Annotated in this window: 18 protein-coding genes and 2 pseudogenes; 5 read left to right on the top strand and 15 right to left on the bottom strand. The window is 70.4% G+C overall.

All coding sequences use genetic code 11. The features are described 5' to 3' along the window. Window positions 1–76 precede the first annotated feature (76 nt). The 8 genes from ACFY36_RS10020 to ACFY36_RS09985 form a co-directional block, all read right to left on the bottom strand. Window positions 77–1,714 (bottom strand): fucose isomerase, encoded by a 1,638-nt coding sequence (locus ACFY36_RS10020; protein ID WP_499745559.1) that lies wholly within the window; start codon window positions 1,712–1,714, stop codon window positions 77–79. Beyond that, window positions 1,711–3,156 (bottom strand): FGGY-family carbohydrate kinase, encoded by a 1,446-nt coding sequence (locus ACFY36_RS10015; protein WP_499745558.1) that lies wholly within the window; start codon window positions 3,154–3,156, stop codon window positions 1,711–1,713. Before ACFY36_RS10015 ends, ACFY36_RS10020 begins: the two co-directional genes overlap by 4 nt. Continuing rightward, the gene (locus ACFY36_RS10010) at window positions 3,153–4,115 is read right to left on the bottom strand and encodes a LacI family DNA-binding transcriptional regulator (protein WP_499745557.1); all 963 of its coding nucleotides are present in this window, start codon (window positions 4,113–4,115) and stop codon (window positions 3,153–3,155) included. The genes ACFY36_RS10015 and ACFY36_RS10010 overlap by 4 nt, the downstream gene beginning before the upstream one ends. Then, window positions 4,109–4,705, bottom strand: coding sequence for a hypothetical protein (locus ACFY36_RS10005; protein WP_499745556.1), 597 nt, complete (start codon window positions 4,703–4,705; stop codon window positions 4,109–4,111). The genes ACFY36_RS10010 and ACFY36_RS10005 overlap by 7 nt, the downstream gene beginning before the upstream one ends. A 9-nt stretch (window positions 4,706–4,714) precedes the next feature. Then, a complete protein-coding gene (locus ACFY36_RS10000) occupies window positions 4,715–5,542 on the bottom strand; it encodes a carbohydrate ABC transporter permease (protein ID WP_499745555.1) in 828 nt (275 codons plus the stop codon). Beyond that, window positions 5,539–6,477, bottom strand: a complete 939-nt coding sequence (locus tag ACFY36_RS09995; protein WP_499745554.1) for a carbohydrate ABC transporter permease — start codon at window positions 6,475–6,477, stop codon at window positions 5,539–5,541. The genes ACFY36_RS10000 and ACFY36_RS09995 overlap by 4 nt, the downstream gene beginning before the upstream one ends. Before the next feature lies 1 nt (window position 6,478). Further along, entirely contained in the window at window positions 6,479–7,783 is a 1,305-nt protein-coding gene (locus tag ACFY36_RS09990) for an ABC transporter substrate-binding protein (RefSeq protein WP_499745553.1), read from the bottom strand. A gap of 135 nt (window positions 7,784–7,918) precedes the next feature. Beyond that, entirely contained in the window at window positions 7,919–8,872 is a 954-nt protein-coding gene (locus tag ACFY36_RS09985; protein WP_499745552.1) for a LacI family DNA-binding transcriptional regulator, read from the bottom strand. 87 nt (window positions 8,873–8,959) lie between these two features. Between ACFY36_RS09985 and ACFY36_RS09980 the strand changes: the two genes are divergently transcribed. Beyond that, window positions 8,960–11,278: a GH116 family glycosyl hydrolase gene (locus tag ACFY36_RS09980; protein WP_499745551.1), complete on the top strand. Its 2,319-nt coding sequence runs from the start codon at window positions 8,960–8,962 to the stop codon at window positions 11,276–11,278. Here the strand turns inward: ACFY36_RS09980 and ACFY36_RS09975 are convergent. The 4 genes from ACFY36_RS09975 to ACFY36_RS09960 all read right to left on the bottom strand — a co-directional run bounded on the left by ACFY36_RS09975 (window position 11,263) and on the right by ACFY36_RS09960 (window position 15,493). Then, complete coding sequence (locus ACFY36_RS09975; RefSeq protein WP_499745550.1) at window positions 11,263–12,798, bottom strand: BCCT family transporter; 1,536 nt, start codon at window positions 12,796–12,798, stop codon at window positions 11,263–11,265. The two genes, ACFY36_RS09980 and ACFY36_RS09975, sit on opposite strands and share 16 nt — an antisense overlap. Window positions 12,799–12,922: 124 nt before the next feature. Further along, window positions 12,923–13,648 carry a CPBP family intramembrane glutamic endopeptidase gene (locus tag ACFY36_RS09970; RefSeq protein WP_499745549.1) on the bottom strand — a complete coding sequence of 242 codons (726 nt, stop codon included), beginning with the start codon at window positions 13,646–13,648 and terminating at the stop codon, window positions 12,923–12,925. Window positions 13,649–13,660: 12 nt separating this feature from the next. After that, window positions 13,661–14,488, bottom strand: coding sequence for an FAD binding domain-containing protein (locus ACFY36_RS09965; RefSeq protein ID WP_499745548.1), 828 nt, complete (start codon window positions 14,486–14,488; stop codon window positions 13,661–13,663). Window positions 14,489–14,548: 60 nt separating this feature from the next. Continuing rightward, window positions 14,549–15,493: a helix-turn-helix transcriptional regulator gene (locus ACFY36_RS09960; RefSeq protein ID WP_499745547.1), complete on the bottom strand. Its 945-nt coding sequence runs from the start codon at window positions 15,491–15,493 to the stop codon at window positions 14,549–14,551. 205 nt (window positions 15,494–15,698) lie between these two features. On the opposite strand from ACFY36_RS09960, the gene ACFY36_RS09955 reads away from it, so the two are divergent. Next, entirely contained in the window at window positions 15,699–16,412 is a 714-nt protein-coding gene (locus ACFY36_RS09955; protein WP_499745546.1) for an ATP-binding protein, read from the top strand. Between the two features lie 441 nt (window positions 16,413–16,853). Here the strand turns inward: ACFY36_RS09955 and ACFY36_RS09950 are convergent, their stop codons facing one another. After that, a complete protein-coding gene (locus ACFY36_RS09950) occupies window positions 16,854–17,294 on the bottom strand; it encodes a DUF2625 family protein (RefSeq protein WP_499745545.1) in 441 nt (146 codons plus the stop codon). A 98-nt stretch (window positions 17,295–17,392) separates the two neighbouring features. On the opposite strand from ACFY36_RS09950, the gene ACFY36_RS09945 reads away from it, so the two are divergent. Both ACFY36_RS09945 and ACFY36_RS09940 read left to right on the top strand, forming a co-directional pair. Next, a complete protein-coding gene (locus tag ACFY36_RS09945; protein ID WP_499745544.1) occupies window positions 17,393–17,869 on the top strand; it encodes a nuclear transport factor 2 family protein in 477 nt (158 codons plus the stop codon). 67 nt (window positions 17,870–17,936) lie between these two features. Further along, the gene (locus ACFY36_RS09940) at window positions 17,937–18,767 is read left to right on the top strand and encodes an aldo/keto reductase (RefSeq protein ID WP_499745543.1); all 831 of its coding nucleotides are present in this window, start codon (window positions 17,937–17,939) and stop codon (window positions 18,765–18,767) included. A 16-nt stretch (window positions 18,768–18,783) separates the two neighbouring features. Here the strand turns inward: ACFY36_RS09940 and ACFY36_RS09935 are convergent. Together ACFY36_RS09935 and ACFY36_RS09930 are read right to left on the bottom strand one after the other, a co-directional pair. Further along, window positions 18,784–19,539: pseudogene (locus tag ACFY36_RS09935) on the bottom strand (alpha/beta hydrolase fold domain-containing protein); the annotation flags it as partial. Window positions 19,540–19,752: 213 nt separating this feature from the next. Next, window positions 19,753–20,649 (bottom strand): annotated as a pseudogene (locus ACFY36_RS09930) (NADP-dependent oxidoreductase); the annotation flags it as partial. 90 nt (window positions 20,650–20,739) lie between these two features. Between ACFY36_RS09930 and ACFY36_RS09925 the strand changes: the two are divergent. Continuing rightward, a complete protein-coding gene (locus ACFY36_RS09925; protein ID WP_499745542.1) occupies window positions 20,740–21,357 on the top strand; it encodes a TetR/AcrR family transcriptional regulator in 618 nt (205 codons plus the stop codon). The last annotated feature ends 117 nt before the right edge of the window (window positions 21,358–21,474 follow it).

Genomic DNA, 21,474 nt, shown 5'->3' with positions numbered 1-21,474 from the left:
CCCTCCCCCCCCCCGCCCGGCGACGCACCCCCCCCCGCCCCCCGGCCGGCACGCGCGGCCCGCCGGCGTCGCCGTGTCAGACGGTCACCTTGCCGCAGAGGTGGACCTCGATGCCGAGGGCCGAGAAGAAGGCCGCCTTGGCCAGCAGAGCCTTGTCGGCGGTGGCGGCGTCGGGGGCGTACGCCACGTTCAAGTGGTTGGCCTTGTGACGGGCCATGAACTGGTCGCGGGTGACGCCATGCAGGACGGCGTGCATGATGGGCCAGGCCGGGGTGGTGGCCCGGGAGCGGCGCTCCGACTCCTCGGCCGGCAGGGCGACCGCGGTGGCCCGGCCCAGGTCGGCGTGTACGGCGCCGTTCTGGATGAAGACCCGGGACCAGACCACCTCGCCCGGCTTGGAGATGCCCTTGATGGTCGAGCCGCCCAGCGGGAAGTAGACCGGGTCCTGGCGGAGGCCCACCGCCTCGGCGTAGCCCGTCCCGAAATGGGACGGCGGGACCGAGCCGGAGATCTCCCACACCCAGACGAACTCGCCGTCGTAGTCCTCGCCCCAGCGGATGTCGTGCAACGTGGTGGCCGGGTCCAGGCCCATCGCGGTCCACAGGCGGCTGGTGATCAGGGCGTCCACGGCCACGCCCTCGTCGGCCTCGTTGAAGTGGGGGAGGGGTTTGCCCTCCCACAGCACGCGGGCGCCGTCGCGGGATGTCACCGGTGGGCGGTCGGCGTTGTTCAGCAGACCCTCGGCCAGGTCGGAGGCGGGGCAGATGTCCTTCAGGCCCTGCTGGTACTGGATTCCCACCGCGTCCAGGCCGAAGTCGTCGCTGATCCGCAGGGCGGCGATGTACATCTTGTACTGCCAGCGCAGCTGCGCTTCCGTCAGCTCGGTCGCCTCGTCGGCGCCGACCTCGAACGTCATTCCGGCGGCCTTCAGCCACGCGCCGACCGCGTCCGCCTCGGCGTCGGGGACCCGCTGCATCTCGGCCCACAGGGCGCTCTGCGACAGGCGCTCCTTGTAGATGCCGAGGGGGTTGAGCAGCTCGTCGTCGATGATGGCGTTGTACATGCCCATGCAGCCCTCGTCGAAGACGCCGATGATGGCCTTGTCGGCCAGCAGTTCCGCCGCCAGCGCCCGGCCGAGATCCGTTTCCGGGCCTTCCGCAAGGTCCGGGAGATCGGAGACGTGCGAGGTGTCGTGCTCGATGGTCCCCGTGACCACCCAGCTGCGGAGCCCGGCCTTGAACCAGTCGTCGGTGAAGTCCACGGACCAGATCGTGGAGTAGGGCACGCCCATCTTGGCCATGCCCGCGTTGACGCCGAGCAGGCCGACCAGGCCGGGCCAGTCGCCCGCGAAATTCGCCACGGTCAGGATCGGGCCGCGATGGGTGCGCAGCCCGGCCAGGACGTGGTGGCTGTACTGCCACACCGCCTCGGCCACGATCAGCGGCGCGTCGGGCGGGATCGTCTTGAAGACCTCCAGCCCCATCCGCTGGCTCGAGATGAAGCCATGACCAAGTTCCCGGTTGTACGCATGAGCGCGCCGCACGCTCCAGCCCAGCTCGCCGAGTGCGGCGGTGACGGCCGCCTCCATCTGCTCCTGGACCGGCCATCCGGCCCGGTTGGCGGCGGGGCGCAGGTCGCCGCTGGCGATGAGGTAGGCGGTGTTCGGCTCCAGGGCGGGGCGCGACGCTACGGCGGGGAGGGTGTACGAGGTCATGGGATCCTCCGTTGGCGGGTGGCGAGGGTGTGCGCGATCGAGCGGGTGGCGGGGTAGAGGTCGCGGTAGAGCCCGTACAACTCGTCGTAGCCGTCTTTCGTGGACGGTTGAACAGTCTCGGCGGCCGGGTTCCAGGCGTCGATGTCCACGGGCTCCTGGGAGAGCGCGGCCAGATAGGCCGCTCCGTAGGAGGCACCGGTCGTCACCCGCGGCACCACCTGGGCCAGGCCGGTGACGTCGGAGACGATCCGCGTCCACAGGCCGCCGCGGGTGCCGCCGCCGACCGCGACGACCCGCGTGATGTCGGCGCCCGAGTCCCGCAGGACCTCGGCGTTGTGGCGGACCCCGAGCGCGGTCGCCTCCAGTGCGGCGCGGTAGAGGTCCCCACGGGTGTGTTCCACGGTCAGGCCGGCGATGACACCCCGGGCGTCGGGGTCCATCAACGGGGTGCGTTCGCCCGCGAGGTACGGCAACATGAGCAGCCCCCGGGCGCCGGGCCCGGAATCCTCCGCCTCCTTGATGAGCGACGGGAAGTCAGAGCCGGTGAGGTCGCGCAACCAGGACGTGACGGCGCCCGAGGTGGCCATGCCGCCGGCCAGGTTGCGGGTGCCGGGGAAGGCGCCGACCGTTCCCCACATCACCGGGCTGGTGAGCGGGCGGTCGGCCGTGGCGATGAGGAACATCGTGGTGCCGTACATGAGCATCAGGTCGCCCGGCCGTTGCGCGCCGGCGCTGACCGCCTCGGTCCAGGCGTCGATGGTGCCGGTGATGACCGGCGTCCCGGCCGGGATGCCGGCCAGCGCCCGCGTGGTCGTCCCGGCGACGTCGCCGGGCCACGCCAGCGGCGGCAGCTCCAGCTCCGGGGCGATGAGTGAGGCCCACGGCTCGTACCAGTCGAGCGCGTGCGTGTCGAAGAGCGGCGTGCACTGGCTGGCCGAGTGATAGTCGAGCGTGTAGGCGCCGGTGAGTTTGTACGCCAGCCACGAGGCCGGCATGAACAGGCGGTCGCCCCGGACACCGCGCGCCGCCAGCCAGGCCAGTTTCGGCCCCACCGCCTGCGTGGACAGGGCCGAGCCGCACCGTTCCCGGATCACGTCGGCGCCCCCGAGCTGCGCCGTCAGGGCGGCGATCTCCGCGGTGGCGCGCGTGTCCACCCCGTACAGAATCGCTTGTCTCAAAGGTTTTCCGGCCTTGTCCGTCAGGAGAACGCAGGGCCCCATGCCGCTGACCCCGACCGCGCTCACCGTGACGCCGGCCGTGAGCTCCTCGGCCAGCGAGACGAATTCGTCCCACCAGACCGAAGCGTCCATCTCGACGTGGCCGGGATGCGGGCGGTCGACCGCGTGCTCGCGCACCGCGGATCGCAGAACCTCGCCGGCGGACGAGACGAGCACGCCCTTGCTGCTGGAGGTGCCGATGTCGACACCGAAGGAGAGGCTCATAGGGCACGCAGGACCACGGTCCGGGCCGGGCTCGTGTCCCCGCCGATGCGTTCCAGCAGCAGCCCGGCCGCGGCCGCGCCGAGCTCACGGGCGGGCACGTCGACGACGCGGATGCCGCGCCGGGCGAACGACGCGAACGGCAGGTCGCCGAAGACGGCCAGGCCGAAGCCGGGCGGGTCCAGTCCGGCGTCGTGCAGCGCCTCCAGGGCGCCGGCCGCCATCAGGTTGTTGGCCACCACCGCGGCGTCCGGCGGATCGGGCTGGGCCAGCAGGTCGGCCATCGCCTTGCGGCCGCCCTCGACGCGGTAGTCGGCGTAGCGCAGCAGGTCCTCCAGATAGGCCGAGCCGGTGTGCCGGGCCGCGGCCTGCCGCCAGCCCGCCATGCGCAGCTGGGCGGTCTCGACCGAGGCCGGGCCGGTGATGCAGGCGACCCGGGTGAAGCCGGCCGCGAACAGCGCCTCGGCCGCCGACCGGCCGCCGGCCCGGTTGTCGACGGTGACCGCGTCGACGTCGGCCCGGGCCAGGCTGCGGTCGACGGCGACGACCGGGCGGCCCTGGTCGACCAGGCGGCTCACGTCGCTGGCGTCGTCGGCCGGGGCCAGGATCACGCCGGCCATGTGTTCGGCCAGCGCGATGTCGATGTAGGTGGCCTCGCGGCTGGGATCCTCGTCGGTGTTGCACAGCACCACGGAGTAGCCCTTCGCGCTGGCCCGGTCCTCGACGCCGCGGGCCAGCGCGGTGAAGAACGGGTTCTCGATGTCCGGGATGATCAGGCCGATCACCGCCGAGTGCTGGCCGCGCAGCCGTCGCGCGGTGCGGTTGGGGGTGAAGGCGAGGGCTTCGGCGGCGGCCCGGACGAGCCGTTCCGACTCGGGGGAGACCTTGGCGCCGTTGAGGACGCGGCTCACGGTCGAGGGGGAGACGCCGGCCCGGGCGGCCACCTCGTAGATGGTCACCATCCGGACTGCACGGCGTCGATCTCCGCCAGCAGCGCGCCGGTCTGCCGCCCGGCGATCGTCAGCAGCAGCGGCGCCACCACGAAGGCCAGGACGCCGGCCGAGGCGACGGCCGCGAAACCGGCGAGCACGGTCAGGCCGGTCAGGGTCAGGGCCCAGGCGGGGCGGTACGCGGCGAGGATGGCCCCGCCGCGCAACGCCGCCAGGCCGCGCTTGCCCCGCACCGCACCGTAGGCCAGCGCGTACGGCCCGACGATCACGACGGCCGCGGCCGGCACGGCGCCCCAGGGGGCGAGAAGAGCCAGACCGGAGACCGACAACAGCAGCGCCAGTACGGGATCCACGCGGCGCAGCGCGGACAACGACGGCCCGTCGCCCCGCGCCACCTGGGCCGCGAACGAGGCGACACCGGTCAATGACACGAGGATCGGGAGTACCGTGGCCGCCGCGAGCCAGCGCGGGGCCCCGTACAGCAGGGAGAAGGAGAGCGGGACCGACGCGGCCAGAGTGACCACCCCGGCCGCGAGCGTGCGGGGGAGCTCGTGCCAGAACGCGGTGGCACCCGACCAGGTCTCGTTTGTCAAAACAGCCATTGAGGGTTCCTAGAGCTTGAGACCGCTCGAGGCGATCGATTGCACGATGTAGCGCTGCGCGGCCAGGAAGACGACCAGAACCGGGACGATCGCCATGGCGATGCCGGCCGCGATGGTGCCGAGGGAACCGGTGGAGAAACGGCCCGCGAGAAGCACCAGACCCACCGGAAGGGTCTGTTTCTCCGTGTCGCTGATCATCACCAGCGGGAGCAGCAGGTCGTTCCACCAATACGTGAAACAGAGGATTCCCAGAGTCGCGATCGACGGCCCGGACAAGGGCAGGATGACCCGCGCGAACGTCCGGAAATGGCCGGCCCCGTCGAGCTTGGCCGCCTCCTCCAGTTCGTACGGCAGGGCCAGGAAATGCTGGCGCAGCAGGAAGATGCCGAAACCGCTGAAGATGCCGGGCAGGATCAGCGACCACAGCGTGTTGGTCAGTTCCAGCTTCGACATGACCAGGAACAGCGGCACGATGGTCACCTGGATCGGAATCATCAGCGAGCCGATGACGATCGCGAACAGCACGCCCTTGCCCCGGAACCGCAGGCGGGCGAAGGCATAGGCCGCGGTCGCGCAGGTGACGATCTGCGCCGCGGTGACCGTGGTGGCCACGATGACGGAGTTGAGGAAGAACCGGAAGTACGGCACCTGCTCGGTGACCTTGCCGAAGTTGCCCGCGGTCAGGTTGGCCGGATCGAAGGTCGGCGGCAGCTTGTAGAGCTCGGCGTCGGAACCCGAGACGGCGCCCCGGAAAATCCACAGGAACGGCGCGGTGATGGCGAGGGCGGCGACGACGAGGATCGCGAACGTCGCGATGCGGGAGAGGATGCGGCTCATTCGTAGAACGTCCATCTGCGGGAGAACCGGAACTGGATCGCGGTGAGCACGATGAGGATCAGCATGAACGTGATGCCGATGGCCGAGGCGTACCCGAGGTCGAAATCGCCGAAGGCGCGGTCGTAGAGGTATTCGACGATCGTGCGGCTGGCGTCGCCCGGCCCGCCCTGTGTCAGCACCCGGGGCTCGGCGAAGATCTGGAACGAGTTGATGGTGTTGATGACGACCAGGAAGAAGATGGTCGGCGACAGCATCGGGAACGTGATGCGCCAGAACCGGGTCCAGGCGTTGGCCCCGTCGACGATCGCGGCCTCCTTGAGCTGGTCCGGAATGGCCTGCAGACCGGCGATGTAGACCAGGATCGAGAAGCCGATCGTCTTCCACGAATTGACGACGATCACCGAGATCGGCGCCCATGCCGAGGAGCCCAGCCAGTCGATCCGGTCGATGCCGGCGAGCCCGATCAGATAGTTGACCAGACCCAGGTCCTTGTTGAGCAGGAACCGCCAGATCAGGGCGACGGCCGAGGCCGAGACGACGAACGGGAACAGGAACGAGAGGCGGAAGAAACCGCGCAGCCAGCGCGGCATGCGCGTTTCCAGCAGGACGGCCAGCAGCAGACCCAGGACCACATTGACGGCCAGAATGGCCAGGGCCATGTACGCCGTGGAGCCGTACACCCTCAGCAATCTCTCGTCGCTGAGGAGCCGGTCGAAATTGTCGAGCCCGACGAAAGTGCCGTCGCTCAGCAGGTTCCAGTCGAAGAAGCTGAGGTAGAGCACGCCGGCCGTCGGCGCCAGCACAAAAATCAGGAAGGTCACGATGGCGGGGGACAGGAAGCCCAGAGCCGCCAGGCCGTCGGTTTTCCTCTTGCGCGGGGCCCTCCGGCCCGGGTCGGTGGCGACCGGAGCCGGAGGTGTCATCACGTCAGTCATTTCAGCAGGTCACAATGCTGCTCAGTTCGCTTTGCATGGCCTTGAGACCGTCGGCGACCGGGGTTTCACCCGCGAAGATGAGCTGGAGGTGGCGCAGGACGGTCGACTCGAAGGCGCTGTACTTGGCCGGCGCCGGGTACGGCACGAGCGTCGGGTACTTGTCGATCGAGTCGTAGAACAGGTCGGAGTTCGCGGGCGGCACGCCGGTCTTGGCGATGGTCTGCGCGATCGAGCGGCGCGACGGAATGGAATCGCCGGGCTTCTCGGGCGTACCGACGTACTGCTTCTCAATGTCCTCGCTGACCGTGAACTTCTGGTATTCCCAGGCCAGATCGGGGTTCTTGGACGACTTGAGAATCGGATATCCGGCGCCGCCGAAGACCGTCTTGTACGTGTCGCCCTTGGGGTAGAGCTGGATGTCGAACGCCGTGAAACCGGCCGGCAGGAACGTGCCGATCGGCCAGCGGCCGGCGCCGAACATGGCCACCTGGCCGTTCTGGAAGCGGGTGAAGACGTCGCTCATCGGCATCGGCGCGGGGGCGACGCCGTCGGTGATGAGCTTGTTGAGGAACGTGACGGCCTTGTTGACCTGCGGCGTGTCAGCCGTCGCCTGGCAGACGTCATCGCTGGTCAGGTTGCCGTTCGCGTTGGCCACCCAGGGCATGATGCCGGGGAAGATCTCATTGCTGGCCCACGTGAAGCCGTACCGGTCGGTCTTGCCGTCCTTGTTGGTGTCGGCGGTGAGCTTCTTGGCCGTGGCGGCGAAATCGTCCCAGGTCCAGTCGGCCTTGGGTGGCTCGACGCCGGCCTTCTTGAACACGTCGGTGTTGTAGTAGACGACCATGTCGTTCCAGCCGTAGGTCAGCGTGACGACGTCGCCCTTGACCGTGAAACCGTCGATCAGGCCCTGGGCGATGTCGCCGGTGATCGTCTTGGCCTCGGCGTCGGAGTCGAGATATTCGTTGATCGGCTTGATGAGCTTGTTGGCGTGCACGAACTGGGCGCCCTCGCCGGAGATGACCATGAGGTCGGGGCGCTTGCCCGAGGCGATCAGCGTGGCCACGTTGGCGTAGTAGGTGCCCCAGTTCTCGCCGGTGACCGGGGTCAGCGACACCTTGGTGTCGGGGTGCGCGGCCGTGAAGGCGTCGGCCGTGGCCTTGTTGCCCTGCTCGGCGGCGGGCCCGTAGTTCCAGTAGACGATCTCGAGCGACTTCTCGGAGCTGTCCTGAGCGCCGGTGCTCGAGCAGGCCGCCAGGGTGGCCGCGAGCGCGCCCAGCGCCACGAGCTTCCGTAACGAGGTGTTCATGAGCCTGCGTCCCTCTCGAATTGGGAGCGGATTAGAGGCGGTGCGGTGTGGGACACAGTGAAAGCCAAGAAATCGATTTCGTCAAGGACTCGCGTCTGTGCCGGTTGTACCGGCTCTGACCAGCCTGGTATCGATTTAGGCGATCTCCGCGCGCAGGACGATCGTCCGCGGCGGCTGGGTGTCCCCGCCGATGCGCTCGAGCAGCATCGTGGCCGCCGTGAGGCCCAGGTGGCGGGCCGGAAGGCGCACCTGGATCACGGCCGCCGGGGTCAGGAACAGGAACGGCAGCTCGCCCACCACGGCCAGGCCCCGGTCCACGCCGGACTCGACGATGGCCTCCAGCGCGCCCACGCCCATCAGGTTGTTCGTGGTCAGCACGGCCTCGGGCGGTTCGGGCAGTTCCAGGAGCCTTTTCATGGCGGCGTAACCGCCGTCGGCCCGGAAGTTGGCGTGCTGGAGATATCCGTCCGGGATCTCGGCCCGCCGGGCGGTCATCACCTGGCGCCACCCCAGGAAGCGGTCCTCGGTCGCCTCGATGCCGACCGGGCCGGCGATGCAGGCGATCCGGCGGTGCCCGGCCTCGAACAGGGCCGTCGTGGCGGCGATGCCGGCCGCCCGGTTGTCGACCTTCACGGCGTCGACCGGGTACGGGGTGGTGCGGTCGACCGCCACGACCGGGCTGCCCAGCTCTGAAATCGCTCCCAGGTCGGCCTCGTCCGAGCTCGGGGCCAGGATCACCCCGGCCATCTGCTCGGAGGCGGCGATCTGCAGGTAGCGCAGCTCCTTCTCGGGGTCGTCGTCGGTGTTGCACAGGACTATCGAGTAGCCCTTTTCGCTGGCTTTGTCCTCGACGCCGCGGGCCAGCGCGGTGAAGAACGGGTTCTCGATGTCCGGAATCAGCAGCGCGACCACCTCGGAGCTCTGTTTGCGCAGGCGGCGGGCGGTCTTGTTGGGCGTGAAGGCCAGCTGGGCGGCGGCGTCGCGCACGGCTCGCTGCTTCTCGGGCGACACCGGGTTGCCGTTGAAGACGCGCGAGACGGTGGCGGGCGAGACTTTTGCGAGCGCCGCTACCTCGTAAATGGTGGCCATGGAGCCTCACTCTAGGGCTTCGGTGTTGACGCGGCCGCGCCCTCGCTCTATCTTCCGTGAAACCGATTTCATCATGGGAGGCCTGGCATGGCGCAATACACCGGAGACGCGCGGCGCGCGGTGGCGTTCCCGCTCGGCGGGCTCGGCACCGGGCATGTGGCGCTGTGCGGCGACGGTGCGCTGCGGCAATGGCAATTGCACGGGGTGCCCAACCACACCGGCTTTCTGCCGGACAGTTTCTTCGCCCTGCGGGTCTCGTCGCTCGAGCCACCATCAGATGTCGTACGGCTGCTGCGCTCGGCTCCTCTCGCGCCTTCGGAGAATCCCGCCGGCAACGTCTCCGACGCGGACGTTCCGCCGGAGGACCCGTGGCGCTGGCCCTTCGTCGCCGACACCACCTTTTCCGCCTCGTATCCCTTCGCCCAGGTGACCTATCACGATCCCGCGCTGCCCGTTTCCGTGACGCTCGAGGCGCACACGCCGTTCGTTCCGCGCGACGTCGACGCCAGCTCGCTCCCGCTGATCCGCTACCGATTCACCGTGCGCAACGACTCGGCCGAATTCCGGCACGGCTTCCTGCTCGGCGCCCTCCAGAACGGCGCCGGCTGGGACGGGGTCACTCCTCTTTCCGGTACGCGGGGAGCGCTCTACGGCGGCAACGTCAACCGGCTGCTCCGGCGGCCGGGACAGAGCGGCGTGCTGATGGACAATCCGTCCCTGGCCGAGGACTCACCCGGTTTCGGGGAGATGTTGCTCTGGACGGACGCACCGGCCGCGGTGCTGCCCCGCGCCGCCGATTCCTCGTCCATTCTGCGTTTCGCCGAGTCGCTGCGGCTCGTGGCGCCGACCCAGCTCGGCGACTTCTCCGGCGCCGCCCTGCGGGCCGCCCTGCGTGACGGCGCCTCGCCCATTGTCCCGCCGCACGGCCCCAGCCCGGCCGGCCAGACCTGGAACGCCGCCGTGGCGCCCGCTTTCGCGCTGGCGCCGGGGGAGTCGGCCACCATCGACATCATTCACGCGTGGTGGTTCCCCAACCGCTACGCGGATTTCGACCGGTTCGGGCCGCAACAGACGTACGGCCCCACGCGTTTCTGGATCGGCAACCACTATGCGACCCGCTTCGGCGGCGCCCTCGACGTTCTGGACGCCTATCTGGCCGGCCGGGGACGCCTCGACGAGGCCTCCCGCGAATGGGCGTCGGCGGTCTCGTCCAGTGATCTGCCCACGCCGCTGAAAGAGACGATCGAAGCGCAGCCCACCCTCGTACGATCGCCCAGCGTCTTCCGCACCGCGGACGGAAAGACCTTCGCCTTCGAGGGGGCGCTCGGTGCCTCGACCCGCAACTGGAACGGCGACGCGGGCGGATCGTGCCCGCTCAACTGCAATCACGTCCTCAACTACGAGCAGGCGCTGTCCCGCCTCTTTCCGGCGGTGGGGCGCGACATGCGCGAGACGGAGTTCCAGATTCAGGGCTCGGACGGGTCGATTCCGCATCGGGTCGTGCTGCCGCTCTATCTGCCGCAACTGCACGGGGTGCCGATCGGCGGCCCGGTGCGGCCGGCGCTGGACGGCATGCTGGGGGCGGTGCTGAAGACGTACCGTTCCGTTCTGGACGGCGCGGGCGACGAATGGCTCCGCTCGTATTGGCCGGCACTCGTCCGGCTCATGGCGCACATCGCGGAGAAATGGGACGGGTCGGGGGACGGGGTGCTGCGCGGCGAGCAGCCGGTGACGTACGACATCGCCCTGCACGGCCCCAACATGTTCGTCGGCGCTCTCTGGCTGGCGGCGCTGCGCGCGATGTCGGCCATGGCCACGCCGGCCGGCGCGGTCGACTCGTACGCCGCGATGTTCGACAAGGCGTCGGCGGCGTACGACGAACTGCTCTGGAACGGCGAGTTCTACGCCCAGCCGCCGTCCGGCGAAGCGTACGACTTCGGCCGGGGCTGCCTGTCCGACCAACTGCTGGGCCAGTGGTGGGCGCACGAGCTGGGCCTGGGCCACCTGCTCCCGGCCGACCGGGTCCGAACGGCACTGAAGTCGATCGTCAGATACAACTTGCGGACGGGCTTCGAGCCGCACGGCTACCGCTCGTTCGCCGACGGCGACGAGACGGGGCTGGTCGTCTGCTCCTGGCCACACGGCGGCCGCCCGGCGGTCCCGCTGCGCTACTGCGACGAGGTGTGGACCGGCGTCGAGTATCAGGTGGCCGCCCACTGCTTCTACGAGGGCCTCGACGAGGAGGGCCTGGAAATCATCCGTGGCGTCCGCGCCCGCTACGACGGCACCCGCCGCAACCCCTACAACGAGATCGAGTGCGGCGACCATTACGTCCGGGCCATGGCCGGCTGGTCAGTGCTGACCGCCTGGTCCCGAACCCACCCCGGCCGCTATCCCACGGTCTGAGCCGGGAGAACCCGCTCGGCGGCCAGGTCCTTCATCAGGGCGACGGCCAGCAGCAGCATGATGGCCGAGAACGGCAGCGCGATGACCACTGTGGCCTGCTGCAACGCCTGCAACCCGCCAGCCAGCAGCAATGTGCCGCCGGTGGCGCCGATCAGGACGCCCCATGTCACCACCAGCGGGCGGGGCGGGTGCAGGGCGCCGCGCGACGACAGCGAGGCCAGGACCAGCGAGGCCGAATCAGCGCTGGTGATGAAGTACAGCGCCACCAGCACGACCGCCAGCGCGGTTGTCACGGTCGCGGCCGGCAGGGCGTCGAGCAGGCCGAAGAGCGCGTTCTCGGCGCCCTGGCCGACGTCGGCCACGATGTCGGCGGTGCCGGTGGTCTGGGTGCGCAGGGCGCTGCCGCCCATGACGGCGAACCAGACAGCGCTGGCGCCGCTCGGGATGAGCAGCACGCCGACGACGAACTGCCGTACGGTCCGGCCGCGGGAGATTCGGGCGATGAAGGTGCCGACGAACGGCGCCCACGAGATCCACCACGCCCAGTAGAAGAGCGTCCAGGCGCCCATCCACGACGGGTCCGAGAAGGCGCCGGTCCGCGTCGACATCACCAGCAGCGAGTTCAGGTAGTCGCCGACCGCCGCCGGCAGCACCTCGAGCGCGTAGACGGTCGGCCCCAGCGCGAAGATGAACGCCAGCAGCAGCACCGACAGCCAGACGTTGATCGTGGACAGCCACTTGACGCCCCGGTCGAGGCCGGACATCGCGGAGACGAGGAAGGCCCCGATCAGCGAGGCCACGATGACCACTTCGACGGTACGGGTGTCCGGGATCCCGGCCACGATGTCGAGCCCGGCCGCGACCTGGAGAGCGCCGATGCCCAGGCTGGTCGCCGACCCGAAGACGGTGGCGAAGACCGCGATCAGATCGATCACCCGGCCGGCCGCCCCGTCGGCGCGGGCACCCAGCAGCGGACGGAAGGCGGCGGACAGCAGGTTCCCCCGCCCCTTGCGAAAGGTGGAGTACGCCAGGGCGAGCCCGGCGATCGCGTAGATGGCCCACGGGTGCAGCGTCCAGTGGAACAGCGTGTACTGCATGGCCACCGAGGCCGCGTGCGGCGTCCCGGCCACCGCCCCCGAGGCCGGCGGCGGTGAGGCGTAATGCTGGATCGGCTCAGCCACCCCGTAGAAGACCAGCCCGATGCCCATGCCGGCGCTGAACATCATGGCGATCCAGGCCAGGGTGGTGAACTCCGGCCGGTCGCCGTCGGCTCCCAGCCGCACACGCCCGAAACGCCCGGCCGCGATGACCAGCGCCAGCACGAGGAAGGCGTCGGCGGCCAGGACGAAGAACCAGCCGAACGTACGGATGGTCCACCCGAGCCCGGCATCACCCGCACCCGCCACCGAGTCCGGCGCCACGACGGCCCACACCACCACCGCCAGCACACCGGCCATCCCGGCCGCCACGATCGTGCGATCGACCCGCGCCGGCGCAGCCCCCCGATCCGCCTCCACCACCGAACCAGTCTTTCAGCCCGATAAGCGGCGAGCCGCCCTATGCAGATTTATCGAACCCGAAGAACGGGGTGCTCGTCCCGCCGCTCGGCCATCGCCTGGACGCTCCGATCGAGCTGGTTGGTCATCAGGCGAGGCGCAGGGCGGCCAAAGCCGTCCCGACCAGCACGCCCAGGCCGTTGGTGGCCCAGTGCAGGGCGGCGGCGGCCAGCAGGCTTCCGCTTCGGCGGCGTAGCTCGCACAGCAGCAAGCCGGCCACCGCCGTGAACATGATGGCGCCCACGACGGCCAGGACCTGGCCGGTCGGGCTCGCGCCCACGGCTGACCGTACGGCCTGGTTGGCCTCGTTCAGGCGCAAGCTCGGCAGGATGTGCCAGAAGCCGAACAGGACCGATGACGTCACGCTGGCCAGGACCGCGCCTCGGTGGCGGTTGATCAGGCCCAGCAGGACTCCCCGGAAGGCGATCTCCTCCAGCAGGACCGTGCCCAGCGGGACCACGATGAAGGCCGTGAGCAGGGCTGCTCCCGGATGCAGGTGGTAGCGGGCGTCGAGGAAGGCCGAGCGGGTCAGTGGCAGGGCCGCGCCGATCGCGTAGACCACCGCCACCGCGAGGATCGCGCCCACCGCGTATTTCAAGCCTGGTAGGAGGGTTCGGCGGGACAGGCCCAGGTCGTGCCACGTCAGGCCGACGCGGCGGGCCAGCAGGAGCAGTCCGAGCGCGACGAGCGGGCCGGCCACCAGGCCGGTGTGGCGGGGGCCGAACTTGTCCGCGACGTTGACCGCGGCCAGGATGACGAGGACGGCGCCGAGCAGGAGGGCGAGGCGGCGCCTCGACGGGATGACGACAGACATAGGCGCCTCAGGCTACCGCGCGGAAAGCCAAGATCCCTGGTAGCTGGCCTCCCGGGCCTGTGTCAATGCTCTCCGGGTGAGCACCTGGACGGCTCGCCGGCGGTCGCCGTCGGTGACCTCGGCCGCGGCGGCGTGTGCGGCCGCGATGATCGCCGTGTCGGAGAACGTCGTGCCGATCAGGGCCCGTTCGGCGGCGTGGGCCCGTACTGGGCAGGGGCCGGCGTTGACCAGGCCGACGGCCGCGGCCGTGACCACGTCGTCGGTCGTGGTGACGGCGGCCATCGTGGCCGCGTACGCCCAGATGCCCGGTCCTCGGCGATCTTCGGCGTAGCCGGTGCCGGTGCCGGGCGGCAACGTCGGCAGCCGTACGCCCGCGAGAAGCTCGTCGGGGCGGCGAGCGGTCGTACCGGCGCCGGTGAAGAACCTCGCAGCGGGAACCGTCCGGCACCCGGCCGGGCCGGCCAGCTCCAGCGACGCGTCGACGATCATCGCCAGGACCGTCCACTCCGCGGCCGGGTGGGCATAGGCGAGGCTTCCCAGCATGGTGCCTCGGGCGCGGACCGGCGGGTGGCCGATGTGGCGTACGACAATGCGCAGTAGATCTCCGAGGGCGCCGCCGACGGCATCCGTCTCGAACGCCCGGTGCCGCACGGTCGGGCCGACGCGCAGCGCGCCGTCCACCTCGGTCAGCACGTCGAACTCGGCGACCCGGTTGATGTCGACCACCCGGCGGGGCGGGGTGGTGAAGAAGAGGCTCTGTCCACCGGCGAGCACCTGGGTCTGCCCGTCGGCGAGGGCGGTCAGGACCTCGGCGGCGCTGGTGGCGGGGATGTATTCCACGGCACCTCATGCTGCCGGATATTGGTTGTTGCCGGACAACTGTTCACCCGAAAGAGATGATCAGCGGCGGCGCAGGGTCGCGGACGGCAGGACCCCGTAGGCGGCTCGGTAGTGGGCGGTGAACGTGCTGTGACTGGCGAAGCCCCACTGCATGGCCACGGCCGACACGGTCGTGGTGGCCGGGTCGGCCGCGAGCAGCTGCCGGTGGGCGTGCTCCAGGCGGACACGCCGGAGCAGGGCCGTGGGCGTCGTGCCGAGGTGACGCTGGAACGCCAGCTGGAGCGCCCGGATCGTCACCCGGGCCATGGCCGCGATGTCGGCCGGCGTGATGTCCTGGTGGGCGTAGTCCTCGATGAACGTCACCGCGCGCCGCACGGTCGCCGGATGGGCGTCGTGGCGGTCCTCGATGGTGGGATCGCGCAGGGCGGTGTTCGGGAAGGCCGACAGGGTCACCGAGGCCAGCATCTGCACGGCCGAGCCGACCAGCAACGGCTCGTCGTCCACCGACAGCCCGGCCACGTAGTCGCGGACGTGGTCGTACGTCCGAGCCCAGAACGACGCCGCCCGTTCGGACACCGGCCGATATCCGGTGAACCGGATCGGCTGCGCGGCCCGCCCGGGCGCGGCGTCGGCGATCCGCGCGAAGACGTCCGGCGGGAACATCGCGTACTCGCCGTCGTGGTCCTCACTCTCGGTGTGCAGCGCCACGTCCGGCTGGTTGCCCACGAAGAGGTCGCCGGCCACGCTGTCCAGGGTGTTCGTGCCGGTGCGGCAGCGGGTGTGGCCGGCCAGCGCCCGGCCGATCGCGATCAGGCCCATCGGCGCCAGGTCGGCCCGGTGGCTCATGGTGAACGTGACGTGGTGCAGCGAGACGGGGCCCAGATCCATCCGGGCGATCCGCATCCCGACCCGTCCGTCGGTCACCGTGATCCGGGTCCGCGAGTAGGTGCGGGTGAGCATCTCGTACGCCAGATCGAGATCATTGGTCTCGAAAACGCTGATCATCGCCGGTCACCCTCTCGCTGTGACCCACAGTGCCCTTGTCGAGCGCCCGGATCAATCCCGCTTCGCGGATACGACAGACCGGGGTTCGCGCTGTTCGTAATCGGCGTAGTCCGTTCGAACCACCAGACGCCAGGGTGAAGGTGTGGCCCGAACAATGGCACCCGTCTGACTCTGACGGATTTGTGGGGATGTATCGATTTTTGCAGTGAAGACGACAACGGAGCGTGACAGGGACACCGGATCCATCACGGTCCGGCTGTCCGGTGTGCTCTCCCGGACCACGCTGACGACCGTCCGCACGGCCATCGGCAAGGCGGCCGCCGAGTGCCCCGCCGCCGTGATCGTCGACCTCTCGGGCCTGCGGCATGCCACCCCCGGCCACCTCACCACCTTCGCCACCGCGTCGTACCAGGCGCGGGAGACCTGGGGTGTGCCCGTGCTCCTGTACGCGGCCGACCCCGACATCGCCCGCGACCTCGCCGCCTATCGCAGCTTCGTGGCCCTCTACGAAGACCGGGACCAGGTCATGGCGGCCGTACGGGCGTACGTGCCCCGCTGGATGCGCCGCTGCCTGACCCCCGTCTCGTCCAACGCCCGCGCCGCCCGAGCCCTGGTCGACGAGGCGTGCACCGCCTGGGACCTGTACGCCGTCTGGGAGGACGCCCGCCTCGTCGTCACCGAGCTGGCGGCCAACGCCATCCTGCACGCCGTCTCCGATTTCGAGGTCGTCGTCTCCTGCCCCGGCCGCTACCTGCGCGTGGCCGTCCAGGACGCCTCCACCGCCATGCCCCGGGCGGTCGAGCCCGGCATCGACCACGGCCGCGGCCTCCACCTGATCGCCGCCGTCAGCACCCACGTCGGAGCCACCCGCATCCGGGGCGGAAAGATCGTCTGGGCCGTGCTGAACACTGACCGCTGACCGGCGCGGAGGGCGTGGTCGATGAGCGCGGCCGACGCCTTGGCCTGCGCCGCCGGGTCCTGCCCCGGTTCGAGCGCGCTGGCGATGGCCACGGTGACGGCGTTGAACCAGGCCCAGCCGCCGCCGGGCAGGCGGCGTTTCATCAGCCCCAGGCCGTGGCCGGGCTCGTCCCAGATGGCCGCGAACGGCTCGGCCGGCACGGTCGCCCGCATCTCTCTGAGCTGGGCCGGCTTCAGCAGTCGCCCGCCCCGCAGCGCGCCGGGGAAGCGGTTGACGTCGTGCGGCGTGCTGATCATCGAGGCATCGCGCCGACCGGCGGACCGCCCGGGCTCCCGGCCCGGACAGCGGCGGGTGCCGCAAAGCCACCGCTCCACCGTGTCGTCGAGACCGAGCGCCCCCTCGCCAGCCAGTTGCAGGATCGGGGAAACGCCCCGAAGGTGTTCACCTCTGTAGCGACTCCAGCTCGGCCATGGGCACGGGACTGCGGGTGGTGGCGGCCAGGTCGGCCTGGGCCTCCCGGGTCGAGAGGAACGGGTAGACGGCGATGCCGTGCGTCAGGGGCGGCCGGCGGGTCTCCTCGCGCCAGGCCGGCCAGCGCAGCGCCTGGTAGAACTCGGCGGTCCCGCCGCCGGCGATCCAGGACAGCCAGGCGCCGTGTCCGGCGCCGAGGGCCTCCCAGTCCAGGGTGTCGGGCCCGAAATAACACACCTCACCCGGATCACCGGGGCGCCCGGCGGCGGCCGGGTCGGGCCCGTTGAGCTCGAAGAGCCCGCCGAGCACGTCGTACCCGACCAGCAGCGCCGCGGGCGGCCGCTCGTCGCCGGGAAGACCGTTGGCCTCGGCCAGGGAGGGCAGGCCGCGCTGGTCGCCACCGCCCAGCACGCTCGGGCACTGCGGTCAGCTCGTCGACGGTGCGCATTCGATCATCATGCCCGTCCCCCTGATCGCATCGCCGGCGACCTATGCCGCAGGATGGCCGCATGCGTTTCAAGATCATCTCGGCTGCGTTGGTTGTGAGCTTTCTGGTGTCGGGATGCGGCGACAGCACCACTGACACCGCGGCACCCGCCGCACCTGCGGCGCCGGTTTCGTCCGCGCCGGTTTCGTCCGCGCCGGTTTCGTCCGCGCCGGTTTCGTCTGCGCCGGCGGCCGCCGGTGAGGATGAGTTGAAGGCGGCGGTACAGGCCTACAGTGATGCTTTCCTCACCGGCGACGGGGTCGAGGCGTACAAAATGCTCTCCGAACGATGCCGCAAGCGGACCTCGCAGGCCGAGTTCACCGCGATCGTCGACGCGGCCAAGCAGATGTACGGCAGTGCGCTGCCCATGGAGACGTACTCCGCGCAGGTGTCCGGCGACCTCGCCCGCGTCACCTACACCTACACGGTCAAGGCGATCAACCAGGAGTCCGAGCCCTGGACCCGCGAAGCCGGTGCCTGGCACCAGGACGACTGCTGAGTTTCGCAGCGTGCAGACTGGGGATCTCCAGGATTGATCACGCAGTAGGGCAGTAGGAGAGACGACGATGGCTGCAGAGAAGCTGACCCAGGACGGGCGGGCGCGTGTGCTCGCCGACGGCAACGAGATTCCGCTGCTCGCGCTGGGTGTGTGGCAGGTGCCCGAAGGGCCCGAGTGCGAGAACGCGGTGCGCTGGGCCCTCGAGGCCGGCTACCGCCACATCGACACCGCACAGGCGTACGGCAACGAGGCCAGCGTCGGGCGGGCGCTGCGCGACAGCGGCGTGGCCCGCGAGGACGTCTACATCACGACGAAGTTCTACCCGGGCTCGAGCGACCCGGAGGCCGAGGCGCAGCGCAGCCTCGAGCGTCTCGGCCTCGAGTACGTCGACCTGTACATCGTTCACTGGCCGCAGGGCGGGCCGACCTGGGCCTGGGACGGCATGCAGCGTGCGCGCGAGCACGGCTACGCACGCTCGATCGGCGTCTCCAACTTCGGCGCCTCCGAGATCGAAGACCTGCTGAAGGTGGCCGACGTGAACCCGGTCGTCAACCAGGTGCAGTTCAGCCCGTTCGAGTTCCGCCGCGACCTGCTGGCCGCTTGTGAGGCACGCGGTCTGGCGCTGGAGGCGTACAGCCCGCTGGGAACCGGCCGTCACCTGCGCGACCAGCAGGTGGCCGAGATCGCCGAGCGGGTGGGCCGCACGCCGGCGCAGGTGCTGATCCGCTGGGCGCTGCAGCGCGGCCTGATCGTGCTGCCCAAGTCCACCCACCGCGAGCGCATCGAGCAGAACGCGCAGGTCTTCGACTTCGACCTGACCTCCGCCGACGTCGACACGCTGGACGGCCTGGACGGCACCGGCGGCACGGACCGCGCCCTGGAACGCACCTGGTGGTAAGCCGCGGCGCGCCCGGCTATACCGACAGGACTCTGCGGATCCAGCTCTTGCGGGCTGCCTGGGCCGCGATGGAGATCTCCGCGGTGCCGGCCTGTTCGAAGCCGTGCCACCCACCCGCCCAGATGTGCAGTTCCGCTTGGCCTCCGGCCGCCCACAACCGTGTGGCGTACTGGACGGCCTCGTCGCGGAAGACCTCGGCCGATCCGGCGTCGATGTAGGCCTGCGGCAGGCCGGTGAGGTCGAGCGCGCGGGCCGGTGCCACGACGGGGTCCGGTGAGGCGTCGCTGTGGCCTTCGCCGAGCACCATGTCCCAGGCGAACGCGATGTGTTCCGTGGTCAAGCCGCGCCGGGCGCCGTTCGCCCGGGAGAACTGGCGGGCCGACACGGTCCGGCCCCGGTCGTCGAGCTGCGGGCAGATCAGCAGCTGGGCGAGTGGGGCCGGGCCGCCGCGATCGCGGTTGAGCAGTGCGGTGCCCGCCGCCAGTCCGCCGCCGCCGGAGAACCCCGCCACCACGATCCGCGCGGGGTCGACGCCGAGCTCCGCCGCGTGCTCGAAGGTCCAGGCCAGTCCGGCGCGGCAGTCCTCGGTGAGCGCGGTGCCCCGCACCTCGGGCGCCAGGTGATATTCGGGGGAGATCAGGACCATGCCGAACTCGGCCACCCAGTCGATGAAGCCGAAGGCGTCCAGGCCCCCGAACCGGTCGCCGGCGATCATGCCGCCGCCATGGATCGAGTACATCGCGGGCATGCCCGGACGGGGAACCGGCGGTGTGAAGATCGACAAGATGATGTCGCCTGACGGCCCGGGCACCGTCCGCTCCTCGTGACGCACACCGGTGCGGGCCAGGGCGGGTTCCAGCTCAGCGATGCCCGGCGCCGGGGCGGACCTCATCGCGTCGAGCAGTTCCCTGGTGAACGGCGGGATCTCCTGCTCCGGCACCATCGCCAGCAGCTCCGGATCGTACGGCGGGCGGGGGATCGCTCCGACGAGCAGGACGAGCTTGCCCCGGACCCGGCCCTGCTCGCTGACCCGGTGCGCTTCGGCGATCTCGGCGAGCGGGTAGGTGCGTACTGTCGGCGGGCGGAAGCGCCCGGACTCGATCAGTTCGCCGACCTGGGTCAGGGCGTGGAGCGCGCGTCCGTCCTCGCCCCGGCTGAACGCCACGCCGTGCCGCCGCGCGCCGGCGAAGTCCGCGATCGTCAGTACGTGCTCGGCGCCGCCGGCGAGATCGATGAGTTCGGGCAGGACGCCGCTGCCGGCCACGTCGAGCGCGACATCGACACCGCCGGGTGAGAGCGCTCGGACCCGCTCGATGAGCCCGTCACCGTATGCGATCGGTTCGGCTCCCATCGAGCGTACGAAATCGTGGCCGGCCGGGCTCGCGGTGCCGATGACCCGTGCGCCCCGCGCCACCGCGAACTGGACCGCGGCGCTGCCGACGCTGCCGGACGCGCCGTTGATGAGCAGCGTGCTGCCGTCGCGTACGCCCAGGCGGTCGAGCGCCCGCACGGCGGTCTCGATCGCGGCCGGCAGTGCCGCGGCGGTCGCGAAGTCCAGCGACGCCGGGATCGGCGCGTAGGCGGACAGCACCGCGAACTCGGCCTGCGCGGCCCCGCCCGCGTCGAACCCGAACACCCGGTCGCCGACTGCCACGCCGGTGACCCCGTCGCCGAGGTCGTCGACGACGCCCGCGGCTTCATGGCCCAGGGTCTGCGGAAGCGTCTCGCCCATCAGCCCCTGACGTTTCTTCATGTCACTGAGGCCGATGCCGGCGGCGCGCACCGCGATCCGGACCTCGCCGGGACCGGGGTGCGGCTCCGGCACCTCCACGACGTCCAGGACTTCCGGTCCCCCGAAGCGGCTGAAACGGGCTGCCTTCATCACGTGCTCCTCGGCTCGGCTCTCGCGTTCCTTGGAGCGTACGCCAAAAATAGTGTCCGCTCTAAATTTGTGGCTTGGTACACTCTGACGGTGACAGACACCGGACTCCGGGAACGCAAGAAGGCGCGCACTCGCCGGCTCATCGCCGACACGGCGACGCGGCTGTTCGCCGAGCGCGGCTACGAACGCGTGACGGTCAGTGAGATCGCCCGGGCGGCCGAGGTGGCGGAGCAGACGCTCTACAACTACTTCCCGACCAAGGAACAGCTGGTTACCGACCGTGAGCAGGAGATCGAGGAGCGGCTGTGCGAGCTGATCCGCTCCCGGGACACCACAACGAGCCCGGCCGCCGCCGTCCGGGAGTACGTGTTGCAATCGGTCTCCGCGATCCGCGACATGCCGCCGGAGCTCGCCAGGGGCACGCTCGGCTCCCTCGCCGCCATGAGTCCCGCCGTGCACCGGCTCGCCCTGGAACTGGCCGACCGGCAGGCCACCGCCCTGGCCGCGGCCATCGCCGAGACGAGCACTGTCGCGCCGGAAATCGCCAAGCTGCAGGGCATCGCGCTGGCCGGCGTCTTCCGTGTCATCCTCGGCGAGTCGGGCCGCCGGGCCATCGAGGGTCAGGCGCCCAGCGAGATAGCAGCCGGCCTCCTGCCCGAAGTGACATCCATTCTCACCGAGCTGGACCGCTGGATGGCCCCTTCATAACTCACCCGCTAGCGACTTTCCAGGCCGTGGGCGGGCCGCGCATCGCCTCGTGCCGGTGGATCAGCTCATCGTCGCGGAAAGCCGTCAGCGGATGCCGGGCGAGCAGGAACGACGGGA

It is taken from the genome of Actinoplanes sp. NPDC000266, from assembly GCF_042899005.1.
GTDB lineage: Bacteria > Actinomycetota > Actinomycetes > Mycobacteriales > Micromonosporaceae > Actinoplanes.
The sequence above is the reverse complement of the archived record's forward strand: the minus strand, read 5'-3'. Positions and strand labels throughout refer to the sequence as shown.